Annotated in this window: 11 protein-coding genes; 10 read left to right on the top strand and 1 reads right to left on the bottom strand. The window is 44.4% G+C overall.

All coding sequences use genetic code 11. From position 1 onward, the window contains the following. The first annotated feature begins 136 nt into the window (after window positions 1-136). The 4 genes from clpX to yihA all read left to right on the top strand — a co-directional run bounded on the left by clpX (window position 137) and on the right by yihA (window position 6331). Entirely contained in the window at window positions 137-1402 is a 1266-nt protein-coding gene (clpX, locus tag N667_RS0110315; protein WP_027409497.1) for an ATP-dependent protease ATP-binding subunit ClpX, read from the top strand. A 113-nt stretch (window positions 1403-1515) separates the two neighbouring features. Continuing rightward, a complete protein-coding gene (gene lonB, locus N667_RS0110310) occupies window positions 1516-3177 on the top strand; it encodes an ATP-dependent protease LonB (RefSeq protein WP_027409496.1) in 1662 nt (553 codons plus the stop codon). Window positions 3178-3425: 248 nt separating this feature from the next. Beyond that, on the top strand, window positions 3426-5750 hold the full coding sequence (lon, locus tag N667_RS0110305) for an endopeptidase La (protein WP_027409495.1): 2325 nt from the start codon (window positions 3426-3428) through the stop codon (window positions 5748-5750). After that, entirely contained in the window at window positions 5747-6331 is a 585-nt protein-coding gene (gene yihA / locus N667_RS0110300; RefSeq protein ID WP_027409494.1) for a ribosome biogenesis GTP-binding protein YihA/YsxC, read from the top strand. Before lon ends, yihA begins: the two co-directional genes overlap by 4 nt. A 47-nt stretch (window positions 6332-6378) precedes the next feature. Here the strand turns inward: yihA and N667_RS0110295 are convergent, their stop codons facing one another. Next, a complete protein-coding gene (locus N667_RS0110295; RefSeq protein WP_027409493.1) occupies window positions 6379-6864 on the bottom strand; it encodes a LiaF transmembrane domain-containing protein in 486 nt (161 codons plus the stop codon). Window positions 6865-7080: 216 nt separating this feature from the next. Here N667_RS0110295 and hemA point away from each other — a divergent pair, with 216 nt between their 5' ends. From hemA to hemL, 6 genes are all read left to right on the top strand, one after another. Then, window positions 7081-8415 (top strand): glutamyl-tRNA reductase, encoded by a 1335-nt coding sequence (gene hemA, locus N667_RS0110290; RefSeq protein ID WP_027409492.1) that lies wholly within the window; start codon window positions 7081-7083, stop codon window positions 8413-8415. Window positions 8416-8431: 16 nt separating this feature from the next. After that, a complete protein-coding gene (locus N667_RS0110285) occupies window positions 8432-9253 on the top strand; it encodes an inner membrane protein YpjD (RefSeq protein WP_035098711.1) in 822 nt (273 codons plus the stop codon). A gap of 11 nt (window positions 9254-9264) precedes the next feature. Further along, window positions 9265-10197 carry a hydroxymethylbilane synthase gene (gene hemC, locus N667_RS0110280; RefSeq protein WP_027409490.1) on the top strand — a complete coding sequence of 311 codons (933 nt, stop codon included), beginning with the start codon at window positions 9265-9267 and terminating at the stop codon, window positions 10195-10197. Next, window positions 10197-10970 carry a uroporphyrinogen-III synthase gene (locus tag N667_RS0110275; RefSeq protein ID WP_027409489.1) on the top strand — a complete coding sequence of 258 codons (774 nt, stop codon included), beginning with the start codon at window positions 10197-10199 and terminating at the stop codon, window positions 10968-10970. Before hemC ends, N667_RS0110275 begins: the two co-directional genes overlap by 1 nt. A 222-nt stretch (window positions 10971-11192) precedes the next feature. Further along, a complete protein-coding gene (hemB, locus tag N667_RS0110270) occupies window positions 11193-12170 on the top strand; it encodes a porphobilinogen synthase (RefSeq protein WP_027409488.1) in 978 nt (325 codons plus the stop codon). A gap of 14 nt (window positions 12171-12184) precedes the next feature. Continuing rightward, complete coding sequence (gene hemL / locus N667_RS0110265; protein ID WP_027409487.1) at window positions 12185-13474, top strand: glutamate-1-semialdehyde 2,1-aminomutase; 1290 nt, start codon at window positions 12185-12187, stop codon at window positions 13472-13474. Window positions 13475-13584 lie beyond the last annotated feature (110 nt).

Raw genomic sequence — 13584 nt, 5'->3', positions numbered from 1 at the left:
ATATAATGATTTTTTATTAGCGTTTGCAATGTGATTTATGATAAAATGACGAATACATAAGTTTTATAATTCAGCGTTTGTGGAAAAGTAAACAAGTACATACCGTGATGCGAATCTTATAGCAAGGGGTGAAAACATGTTTAAATTTAATGACGAGAAGGGACAGTTAAAATGTTCTTTCTGCGGAAAAACTCAGGATCAAGTTCGCAAGCTCGTAGCCGGCCCTGGGGTATACATATGCGATGAGTGCATTGAACTATGTACCGAGATTGTTGAGGAAGAGTTAGGAAGCGAAGAGGAAATCGAATTTAAAGATGTTCCGAAGCCGAAGGAAATCCGTGAAATTCTAGATGAATACGTCATCGGCCAAGATGCGGCGAAAAAGTCGCTTGCTGTTGCTGTCTACAATCATTACAAACGCATTAACTCCAACAGCAAAATCGATGATGTAGAACTTTCGAAAAGTAATATTTTGATGATTGGGCCGACTGGAAGCGGAAAAACGTTGCTTGCTCAAACATTGGCGCGCATTTTAAACGTCCCGTTCGCCATTGCTGATGCAACTTCCTTAACGGAAGCGGGTTATGTTGGTGAAGATGTAGAAAACATTCTCTTAAAATTAATCCAAGCGGCGGATTACGATGTCGAGAAAGCAGAAAAAGGGATCATCTATATTGATGAGATTGATAAAATTGCCCGCAAATCGGAAAATCCGTCGATTACACGCGATGTATCAGGCGAGGGAGTTCAACAGGCGCTTCTAAAGATTTTAGAAGGAACGATTGCCAGCGTTCCGCCTCAAGGTGGACGGAAACATCCGCATCAAGAATTTATTCAAATCGATACGACCAACATTTTATTTATTTGCGGCGGCGCATTTGACGGAATCGAACCGATCATTAAGCGTCGTTTAGGGAAAAAAGTCATCGGCTTTGGAGCGGAAACGCAACAAAGTGACATTGATGAAAAAAATTTATTATCAAAAGTGCTGCCGGAGGATTTATTAAAGTTTGGCTTAATTCCGGAGTTTGTCGGTCGCTTGCCGGTCATCACAAGCTTAGAGCAGCTTGATGAAGATGCGTTAATTGACATTTTAACGAGACCGAAAAACGCGATCGTGAAGCAATATCAAAAAATGCTTGAACTAGACGATGTGGAATTGGAGTTTGAGGACGAAGCGTTGCGAGAAATCGCCAAAAAAGCGATTGAGCGGAAAACAGGTGCGCGCGGTCTTCGTTCCATCATCGAAGGAATTATGTTAGACGTAATGTTTGAACTTCCTTCGCGCGAGGATGTGCAAAAGTGCGTTATTACAGCGGAAACGGTGCGCGGAACGAAGGCGCCAAAACTGATTCGTCACGATGGCACAGTTGTTGAACATGGAAGAAAAACCTCCGCTTAAATTTAGGGAAAGAAGCTGTCTTTCTGAGAAGACAGCTTCTTTTTTGTTTATTCCTGCTTCTAGGAGGAGATACTATACGTACTACATACTACTGAGCAGGAGGATTTTAGCTGATGAATTGGACAAACATTGCTTTATTTGTACAACTATTTTTCGGAGTAATCATCGGGCTTTACTTTTGGAATTTACTAAAAAGCCAGCGAACCCAAAAAGTTTCAATTGATAAAGAATCCCGTAAAGAAATGGAACAGCTGCGCAAACTCCGCTCCATTTCTTTAACTGAACCGCTTGCAGAGAAAGTCAGACCGAAAGATTTTGCCGATATCGTGGGACAAGAAGATGGGATTAAGGCGCTAAAAGCTGCTTTATGCGGCCCGAATCCGCAGCATGTTATTATTTACGGACCTCCTGGAGTAGGAAAAACGGCAGCGGCTCGGCTTGTGTTAGAAGAAGCGAAAAAAAACCCGATTTCCCCCTTTAAAAAGAATGCTGTATTTGTAGAACTCGATGCGACAACAGCCCGATTTGACGAACGAGGAATTGCCGATCCGCTTATCGGTTCTGTCCACGATCCTATTTACCAAGGGGCGGGAGCGATGGGACAAGCCGGCATCCCACAACCGAAACAAGGAGCGGTGACGCATGCACACGGGGGCATTCTCTTTATTGACGAGATTGGTGAACTTCATCCGATTCAAATGAACAAACTGCTGAAAGTGCTCGAAGACCGAAAAGTATTTTTTGAAAGCGCTTATTATAGCGAAGAAAACCCGCAAATTCCAACACATATTCACGATATTTTTCAAAACGGTCTTCCTGCTGATTTCCGACTTGTAGGGGCGACGACAAGAACGCCAAATGAAATTCCTCCAGCGATCCGTTCGCGCTGCTTAGAGGTGTTTTTCCGCGAACTTGATCAGGAAGAAATTGCTCTAATTGCCCGCAAAGCGGCAGAAAAAATTCGGCTCAATGTCTCGGAAAGCGGAATTCGCACGCTTGCTGCTTACGCCCGAAACGGTCGAGAAGCAGTGAACTTGATGCAAATCGCTGCTGGTATTGCCATTTCAGAAAAGCGAGAAACGATTCTTGACAAAGATATTGAGTGGGTCATTCATTCAAGCCAGTTATCGCCAAGGTATGAAAAGAAAATTGGCGACACGTCGATGGTTGGATTTGTGAATGGACTAGCGGTATATGGTCCAAATACAGGAGCATTGTTGGAAATTGAAGTGACCGCTTTGCCAGCTAAAGACAAAGGAACTGTCAACATTACGGGAATTGTTGAGGAAGAAAGCATCGGTAGCAGGGAAAAATCGATTCGCAGAAAAAGCATGGCAAGAGGATCGATTGAAAATGTTATTACGGCACTAAGGGCAATGGGGGTTCCTGCTGATCAGTACGATATTCATGTGAATTTTCCAGGCGGCATTCCGGTTGATGGACCATCGGCTGGTATTGCAATGGCAGCTGGCATTTATTCAGCCATTTATCGTCTGCCTGTCGATCCAACTATTGCGATGACCGGGGAGATTAGCATTCACGGGTATGTGAAGCCGGTCGGCGGCATCTTTCCGAAAGTGAAGGCGGCAAAACAAGCAGGAGCGAAAAAGGTCATTATTCCGCAAGAGAACATGCAGTCGATGCTTACAGAAATTGAAGGAATTGAAATCATTCCTGTTCAGCGTTTAGAAGAAGTTCTTTCAGTTGTATTTGAACAAGAAGCGCATGATTCCATCCCTGCTTCAGCTGATCAATCGAAAACGAAGCTTGTGTAGAGAATTTACGACTTCGACCTGATGTATACTTGCGTCGAAGTCGGCTTTTCTTTGTAAAAAGGGCTTCTTGCCGGGAGGACGATGACTTGAGCCAATAGATGTGCGAAGTTCATGAACATTCGATCGAGCATTCATCAATGACGGCTGGGAACACATTTTATTGTTTGATCTGTACGCTTCGCATTTTACAAACATATATCTGTGCTATACAATAGACGAATAGAAAACGAAGTATGGAGGTGTTTACTATGACGAGAAAGAAAGAGATAGTCGTCCCTCTTCTCCCTTTACGCGGACTGCTCGTATTTCCAACGATGGTACTGCACCTTGATGTCGGTCGGGAAAAGTCTGTGCAGGCGCTTGAAAAAGCGATGGTAGAAGAGCATATCGTTTTTCTTACGTCACAGAAGGACGTTTCCATCGATGAACCAATTGTCGATGATTTATATGAAATGGGGACGCTCGCTCGAGTAAAACAATTGCTCAAGCTTCCAAACGGAACGTTTCGTGTATTAGTGGAAGGCATCGCTCGAGCGAAAATTACTGAACTTGTGAGCGAGGAGCCATGTTTTATAGTAAAGGTAGAAAAATTTGTGGATCGGGCGACAAAAGATTTAGAAGATGAAGCATTGAAGCGGACAATGCTTGAATATTTTGAGCAATACATAAATTTATCGAAAAAGATGTCAGCAGACCTCCTAGCATCTGTCGCTGATATTGATGAGCCGGGGCGGATGGCGGATATTATCGCTTCACATTTGCCGTTGAAGCCAGAGGGGAAACAAGAAATATTAGAGACGGTCGATGTGAAAGAACGCGTTCATAAGATTATTCAAATTCTGCACAATGAAAAAGAAGTGCTGCAACTTGAGAAAAAGATTAGTATGCGCGTGAAACAATCGATGGAGAGAACGCAAAAAGAGTATTATTTACGTGAACAGATGAAAGCCATCCAAAAGGAACTCGGCGAAAAGGAAGGAAAAACCGGGGAGGTCGAAACGCTCCGGGAAAAAATTGAGGCCGTTGGGATGCCGAGCTCTGTCAAAGAAGCTGCTTTAAAGGAATTGGAACGATACGAAAAAGTTCCCGCGACGTCAGCTGAAAGCTCGGTGATCCGAACGTATCTTGACTGGCTTCTTGCGCTTCCGTGGACGAAGCAAACGGAAGATATTCATGATATTAAGCGGGCAGAAGCTATTTTGCATGAAGAACATTACGGATTGGAAAAAGTGAAGGAGCGCGTCCTTGAGTATTTGTCGGTACAGCAGTTGACGAAATCACTAAAAGGGCCGATTCTTTGTTTAGCGGGTCCTCCGGGGGTCGGAAAAACATCGCTTGCCCGCTCGATCGCTAAATCACTCAATCGCCATTTTGTCCGCATATCGTTAGGCGGAGTGCGTGATGAATCAGAGATACGCGGGCATCGACGCACATACGTAGGGGCGATGCCTGGGAGAATCATTCAAGGGATGAAAAAAGCCGGTACGATCAACCCTGTCTTTTTGCTCGATGAAATCGATAAAATGTCGAGCGATTTTCGCGGCGATCCATCGGCAGCGCTTCTTGAAGTGCTCGATCCAGAACAAAACCATGCGTTCAGCGATCATTATATTGAGGAACCGTATGATTTATCAAAGGTAATGTTTATCGCAACAGCCAACAACTTAGCGACCATTCCGCAGCCGCTTTTGGATCGGATGGAAATCATCACGATTCCTGGCTATACCGAGGTAGAGAAGCTGCATATTGCGAAGCAGCATTTGCTTCCGAAACAAATGAAGGAGCACGGTTTGAAAAAATCGAACCTGCAAATGCGTGATGAGGCGATTTTAGACGTTGTTCGTTATTATACGCGTGAAGCGGGGGTGCGTGAACTAGAACGGCAACTAGCAGCGATTTGCCGAAAAGCGGCGCGCCTCATCGTGTCAGAAACGAAAAAGCGGGTTGTGATTACCGAAAAAAACCTGGAAGAATTTTTAGGAAAACGGAAATATCGTTATGGTCAAGCAGAGTTGCGCGATCAAGTAGGAGTGGCAACCGGCCTCGCTTATACGCCATTTGGCGGTGACACGCTTTCGATTGAGGTGTCTGTTTCGCCAGGGAAAGGAAAGCTAGGCCTCACTGGGAAACTAGGCGATGTCATGAAAGAATCGGCGCAGGCGGCTCTTAGCTATGTCCGCTCCCAAGCCGAAAAGCTCGGAATTCAGCCTGATTTCCATGAAAAATATGATATTCACATCCATGTGCCAGAAGGGGCCATACCGAAAGACGGCCCTTCAGCAGGAATTACAATTGCGACAGCCCTCATCTCCGCTTTAACGGGAAGACCGGTCAGTCGCTTTGTAGGGATGACAGGCGAAATTACATTGCGCGGGCGCGTGTTGCCAATTGGCGGATTAAAGGAAAAAGCGTTAAGCGCCCATCGAGCTGGATTGAAAAAAGTGATTTTGCCGAAAGAAAACGAAAAAGATTTGGATGATATTCCTGACATCGTAAAAAGGGATCTACAATTTGTCTTAGTTTCACATTTAGAAGAAGTATTACAACATGCATTAGTAGGGGAGAAACGATGAAAGTAACAGCAGCTGAAATCACAATAAGCGCGGTAAAGCCGGAACAATATCCGGCTAGCGCGCTTCCAGAATTTGCTCTAGCTGGACGCTCAAACGTCGGCAAATCGTCATTCATTAATAAAATGATTAATCGAAAAAACTTAGCGCGCACGTCATCAAAGCCCGGAAAAACACAAACATTAAATTTTTATTTGATCAATGAGTCGTTTTATTTTGTAGATGTTCCAGGCTATGGCTTTGCAAAAGTGTCGAAGCAGGAGCGGCAGGCGTGGGGAAAAATGATGGAAACGTATTTTACAACAAGAGAGCAACTGCGGGCCGTTCTGTTAATTGTCGATCTGCGTCATCCGCCGACAAAGGATGATGTCATGATGTACGAATTTTTAAAGCATTACGAGCTGCCAACGGTTGTCGTGGCGACAAAGGCCGATAAAATCCCAAAAGGAAAATGGCCGAAGCATCAAAAGATCGTCCGCGACACGCTCAACATGGCCCCTGAAGACCCGCTTATCCTCTTTTCTGCAGAAACGGGGCAAGGAAAGGATGAAGCGTGGGGCATCTTGCAAAAATTTATGCAATAGAAGCAAGGAAAAAACACCAGCGAACGAGCTGGTGTTTTTTGTATGAGTTATTTCTTTTTAGCGAATAATATGTATATCCCAACAATAATGAAGAGAAGCGGCCAAAATTGCCAAACCGAAGAAATGCTTGTTTGAATGATGAGAAATAAGTGATTGAATCGATCGGAAAATAGCATGATACAAGCAAGAATGAGAAAAAGCAAACCTTGGATAAACCCCGCTTTCATTTTTCGGGCGCTTAGAAAAAAAGCGGCCGCAACGATAAAAAACAAGGTTCCGGTTTTATTAGGCCAACTTTTTGATAATTGTACGAGAATAAAATGCAGACCGAAGCCAAATAACATCACACCTGGAAAAACATGTTGATACTCCCGGGCATAATAGGCTTGGGCAAGCAAAGCAATGCCAAAAATAACAAGCAAAGCTGGCCAACCTTGAAAGAGCCTTAAAAAAGGAAATGGTGCTTGACTGCTTAAAAAATAAATGCCTAGTCCAATCAATACGATGCCAGAAAAAATTCCATTTTTTTTCATCAATCTCTCCTCGTTTCCGAATGAACTTCTCTTGATGAATATTATTTTTTCTGTTAAGGTACATGTGGGGGAATTTGTACGTGACGCTTCTGCCTGTATAAAAGTTTATCATACAGTTTCAAATTGTGTTCACATTTTTTTCAGTATGCATGCACTTATACATGCTATAATATAGTGAGATTACTATGTACTTTTGGTTAAGGGGGTATAGGAAAAGTGCATATTGTTGTCGTTGGCGTAAACTATAAAACGGCCCCTGTAGAAATTCGTGAAAAATTGGCATTTAGCGAATCTGAATTGGTCGAAGCAATGAAGCTTTTAAAGCAGCAAAAAAGCATTTTAGAAAACGTGATTATTTCGACATGTAACCGTACGGAGATTTATGCTGTTGTCGACCAAGTCCATACTGGGCGTTATTATATAAAAACATTTCTTGCGGACTGGTTTCAAATTGATAAAGAAACTTTGGCTCCCTACCTAACTATTTTAGAGGGGGAAGCGGCGATCGAGCATTTATTCCGTGTTACCTGCGGGCTTGATTCGATGATTTTAGGAGAAACGCAAATCCTTGGACAAGTGCGTTCGAGCTTTCTAGTGGCTCAAGAGGGAAATACGATTGGTACGGTGTTTAAGCAATTGTTCAAGCAAGCGGTTACACTCGCGAAACGAGCTCATTCTGAAACGGAAATCGGTTCGAATGCCGTATCTGTCAGTTATGCGGCGGTAGAATTGGCGAAAAAGATTTTCGGGGATTTATCGACGAAGCGCGTGTTGATTGTAGGAGCGGGGAAAATGGGAGAGCTCGCTCTGCAAAACCTTTACGGGAGCGGCGTGCAGCACGTCACGGTTATCAACCGCACGTTTGAAAAAGCGGAACATTTGGCAGAGAAATTCTCTGGCAGCGCCAAACCTCTTTCCGAACTGCAATGTGCTCTTATTGACGCCGATATTTTAATCAGCTCGACGGGCGCGAAAGAGTACATCATTACAAAAGAGATGATGGAGCATGTTGAAAAAATGCGCAAAGGCCGTCCGCTGTTTATGGTCGATATCGCCGTGCCGCGCGATCTAGATCCGGCGCTCGCCGAGATTGAAAATGTGTTTTTATACGATATTGATGATTTACAAGGGATTGTTGAAGCGAATTTAGCAGAACGGAAAAAAGCAGCGGAACAAATTGAAATTATGATTGAAGCGGAATTAGTAGAATTTCAGCAATGGCTTCATACGCTCGGCGTCGTTCCTGTTATCGCGGCGCTTCGGGAAAAAGCGCTCGCCATTCAAGCGGAAACGATGCAAAGCATTGAGCGAAAGCTGCCGCATTTGTCGGAGCGCGACCGAAAAGTATTGAACAAACATACGAAAAGCATTATCAATCAATTGCTCCGCGATCCGATTTCGCGCGCAAAAGAACTAGCGGCAGAGCCAAACGCTGAAGAAGCGCTGCAGCTGTTCGCGAAAATTTTTAACATTGAAGAAGCATTGCAGCCGCCGAAATCGTCAAACAATCATGATAAGGAACGTTCGGTTGTACCATCTCTACAACCATAAGAGAGGAATTTTGCCAATGCTTACACGGTTGTATGAATTATCGGTACTTTTGTACGCGTTGTCCGTATCGTTATATTTCATAGATTTTTTGCATCATAACCGGAAGGCAAACCGCATCGCCTTCTGGTTACTTTCTATTGTCTGGGTTTTTCAAACCGCTTTTTTTCTATTTCGCATTGCCGAAACGGGCCGCTTTCCGATTTTAACAATGTCGGAAGGTCTTTATTTTTACGCGTGGGTGCTTATTACGCTGTCGCTTGCGATTAACCGGTTGCTCCGCGTCGATTTTATTGTGTTTTTTACGAATGTGCTCGCATTTTTTATGTTGGCGCTTCACACGTTCGCACCCATTCATGATCAGCCGGAGGCAGCGGCAGAAAAATTGATTTCCGAGCTGTTAATGATTCATATTACAATGGCTATACTGGCGTATGGGGCCTTTTCTCTTTCGTTTGTTTTTTCGCTTCTATATATGATTCAATATCATTTATTAAAACAAAAAAAATGGGGGAAGCGGCTGCTCAGAATGGCCGACCTAACGAAATTGGAAGAAATGTCCCATGTTTTAAATTTGATCGGTTTGCCTATGTTGTTACTAGGGATTATTCTTGGCCTCATTTGGGCTTATATTAAAATTGAACATTTCCATTGGTATGATGCGAAAGTGCTAGGATCTTTTTCCGTGTTGGCAGTTTATAGTCTATATTTTTACAAACGGATTGTTCAAGGCATTCACGGGAAAGCGATCGCATTGTGGAATATCGGTTCTTTTTTATTTTTGCTTGTAAACTTTTTCTTATTTGGCAGTCTGTCGAAATTTCATCTTTGGTATTCATAACGGAGGTTAACATGCGGAAAATTGTTGTCGGTTCTCGTCGAAGCAAGCTTGCTTTAACGCAAACAAATTGGGTCATTTCCAAGCTAAAAGAGCTTGGGGCACCGTTTGAGTTTGAAGTGAAAGAAATTGTTACCAAAGGCGATCAAATTTTAAATGTGACGTTGTCGAAGGTCGGAGGCAAGGGATTGTTTGTTAAAGAAATTGAGCAGGCCATGCTCAATAAGGATATTGACATGGCGGTGCATAGCATGAAAGATATGCCGGCTGTATTGCCGGAAGGGCTCATCATTGGCTGCGTTCCGAAGCGGGAAGACCACCGTGATGTGATGATTAGCAAGCAGCATATTCCATTTTCCGAACTTCCAAAAGGCGCGGTGATTGGAACAAGCAGCTTGCGCCGTTCTGCCCAGCTTTTGGCGAAGCGCCCTGACCTGCAAATAAAATGGATTCGCGGCAATATCGATACAAGATTAGATAAATTGCAAAAAGAAGACTATGATGCCATTATTCTTGCAGCGGCAGGTTTGCGACGGATGGGGTGGGCAGAAGAGGTAGTGACCGAGTATTTATCGACGGATGTTTGCCTTCCGGCTGTCGGGCAAGGGGCATTGGCCATCGAATGCCGCGAAGATGACAAAGAGCTGTTGAAATGGCTGCAAAAATTAAATGATATAAAAACAGAGCGGGCCGTTCTTGCCGAGCGTACTTTTCTAAAAGAAATGGAAGGCGGGTGTCAAGTGCCGATCGCCGGATACGGTTATGTAAATGAACGAGATGAAGTCGTCTTTACGGGACTTGTCGCCTCGGCAGACGGAAAGGAAACTTATAAAGAAACGGTGATTGGAGCAGATCCAGAAGAAGTAGGGCTGAAGGTGGCCGAGAAATTAGCACAGTTAGGAGCAAAGACTCTAATTGAGCGGCTGAAAGAGGAGTTAGATCAGTAATGGAGCATCTTCCGTTACTTGGAAAAAAGGTTCTTGTTACAAGGGGAAAAGAACAAGCTCAAGAGTTTTCGGACAGGCTGAGGCAAGCGGGCGCCTGCCCATTAGAAATTCCGTTGATCTCTGTTTCGGCCGTGGCGGATAAAGAAAAGGTCAATAAGTACCTTCGCGATTTATCTCGTTATAATTGGATCGTTTTTACAAGCGCGAACGGCGTCCGCTTTTTCTTTTCGTTTATGAAAGAAGTACGGTCGCTTCCTAAGATTGCTGTGGTTGGCAGAAAAACGGCTGCCGCCCTAGAAAAAAGGGGGATTCACCCGGATATAATTCCGGATGAATTTGTGGCTGAGGGGCTAGCGGAAGCGATGAAACCGATCATCGAGCCTCATGACCGCATTTTATTAGTGAAAGGGAATCTAGCGCGACCGGCATTAAAAGAAGAGCTTCTTTGTTTAGGTGCAGACGTTGATGACCTGGTGGTATATGAAACAAATATTAATGAAAGCGGAAAAGAGCAGCTGCTTGATTTGTTAAAAAAGAAGGCAATTGATGTAATCACGTTTACAAGTTCGTCAACGGTTCATAGCTTTATGCGCATGCTTGAGGGAACGGACCTGCTGTCATTAGTGCAGCGTTGTGTGATCGCCTGCATCGGACCGATTACGAAACAGGCAGCTGAGCAAGCCGGGCTATCAGTACATATTTGTCCCGATCAATATACGATTGATGATATGATAAAAGAGATGGAAAAATTTTTTGCAAATCGTGCGTGTTGATGATCTATTGTTTGGAATTAGTAATGCTATAAGCTTTTCTATCACATCCCTCGAATAAGAAAGGCTAGCTGCGGGAAAGTGTTCATTGTTTAAACGAAGGATGCCTGCAAGCCAACAGTCTGCTGAATAGGCAGAAAAGTTCGAGGCAAGGCTACGTACATCGTTTTTTGTTGGTTAATCAACACGTCCGTTGCAAATAGTTCATTTACGGAGGGGAAAAAGATGGGTTCATTACAGTTTGACCGTCACCGCCGCTTGCGGCAAACAGCGAATTTGCGGGCAATGGTCCGCGAGACGTATCTTCACGTTGAGGATCTCATTTATCCGGTTTTTGTGATCGAGGGAGAGAATATTACACAGGAAGTGCCATCGATGCCGGGGGTATATCAATTTTCTCTTGACCGGCTAAACGAAGAAGTAGCGGAAGCGGTAGATTTAGGTATTCGTTCTGTTATTGTATTCGGCATTCCAGCGGAAAAAGATGAAGTCGGTTCGCAAGCATACTGTGAACAAGGCATTGTGCAGCAAGCAATTCGACAAATTAAAGAGACATTTCCAGAGCTTGTAGTAATCGCTGATACGTGTTTATGTGAGTATACAAGCCACGGCCATTGCGGCGTCGTGGAAAATGACGAAGTGCTTAACGATCCATCGCTTGAATTGTTGGTAAAAACAGCGGTAAGCCAGGCGAAAGCAGGCGCGGATATTATCGCTCCTTCAAATATGATGGACGGATTCGTTGCGGCGATTCGCCAAGGTCTAGATGAGGCAGGATTTGCGCACGTGCCGATTATGTCTTATGCGGTCAAATATGCTTCTGCGTTTTACGGGCCGTTTCGTGATGCGGCGAATAGCGCACCGCAATTTGGCGATCGCAAAACGTATCAAATGGATCCAGCCAACCGTCTTGAGGCGTTTCGTGAAGCGGAGTCCGATGTGCGCGAGGGGGCTGATTTTATCATGGTGAAGCCAGCTCTTGCGTATTTAGATATTATTCGCGACATGAAAAACCATTTCCGTCTTCCGATCGTCGCTTACAACGTAAGCGGAGAATATGCAATGATCAAAGCGGCTGCACAAAACGGCTGGGTTGACGAAAAACAAATTGTAATGGAAACGCTTATTAGCATGAAGCGGGCCGGAGCGGACTTAATTTTAACTTACTTTGCTAAAGATGCGGCCCGTTGGTTAAACGAATAAAGGGGAGAATGATGATGCGAAGCTACGAACGTTCAAAAGAAGCGTACAAAGAAGCGGTACAGTTGCTTCCAGGAGGGGTAAACAGCCCTGTCCGCGCTTTTCGGTCAGTGAAAATGGACCCGATTTTTATGGCGCGCGGAAAAGGATCGAAAATCTATGACATTGACGGCAATGAATATATTGATTATGTCCTTTCATGGGGGCCGCTTATTTTAGGACACGCGAATGATCGAGTAGTCGAAGCGCTAAAAAAAGTGGCGGAAAATGGTACGAGCTTTGGGGCGCCGACATTGATCGAAAATGAACTGGCGAAGCTTGTCATTGAGCGTGTGCCATCGATTGAGATCGTGCGCATGGTCAATTCTGGAACAGAAGCGACCATGAGCGCATTGAGACTGGCGCGAGGCTTTACAGGAAGAAATAAAATCATTAAGTTTGAAGGCTGCTATCACGGTCATGGAGATTCTTTATTAATCAAGGCTGGTTCAGGAGTGGCAACGCTCGGCTTGCCTGACAGTCCAGGCGTCCCGGAATCGGTCGCGCAAAATACGATTACTGTTCCTTACAATGATCTTGAGAGCGTCAAATACGCGTTTGAGCGTTTTGGAGAAGATATTGCCGCTGTCATTGTAGAGCCGGTAGCTGGAAACATGGGGGTTGTTCCGCCTGTTCCAGGGTTCTTACAAGGACTTCGGGATATTACAAACGAGTACGGTGCACTTTTAATCTTTGACGAGGTAATGACAGGCTTCCGCGTTGATTATCATTGCGCGCAAGGATATTTCGGCGTCACGCCGGATTTAACCTGCCTCGGAAAGGTCATTGGCGGCGGCCTTCCAGTCGGAGCATACGGCGGAAAAGCAGAAATTATGGAGCGTATCGCACCAAGCGGCCCGATTTACCAAGCAGGCACGTTGTCCGGAAACCCATTGGCGATGACAGCGGGCTACGAAACATTAATTCAATTGACGCCGGCCACGTACGAAGAGTTCCGCAAAAAAGCTGATCGGCTTGAAGCAGGATTGCGTAATGCGGCACAAAAATATGACATTCCGCATACCATTACACGTGCTGGTTCGATGATTGGCTTCTTCTTCACTAATGAGGAAGTGGTGAATTATGAGAAAGCGAAAACATCCAATTTGGAGATGTTTGCTGCTTATTACCGTGAAATGGCTGAGCAAGGCGTATTCCTGCCTCCGTCCCAGTTCGAAGGCATGTTTTTATCAGCAGAGCATACAGATGAAGATATCGAAAAAACGATTGCAGCTGCAGAAAAAGCATTTGCGAAGTTACGAGGATAAAAAATGGCCATGCCATGTGCATGGTCATTTTTTATTCATATTCTTTTTATACTATTCATATATTGGGTAATGACATAAAAAAGTTTGGATGAAAAGGACGGAAGGAGGAG

The sequence above is a fragment of the Anoxybacillus tepidamans PS2 genome, from assembly GCF_000620165.1.
In the GTDB taxonomy this organism is placed as follows: Bacteria; Bacillota; Bacilli; order Bacillales; family Anoxybacillaceae; genus Anoxybacteroides; species Anoxybacteroides tepidamans_A.
The sequence above is the reverse complement of the archived record's forward strand: the minus strand, read 5'-3'. Positions and strand labels throughout refer to the sequence as shown.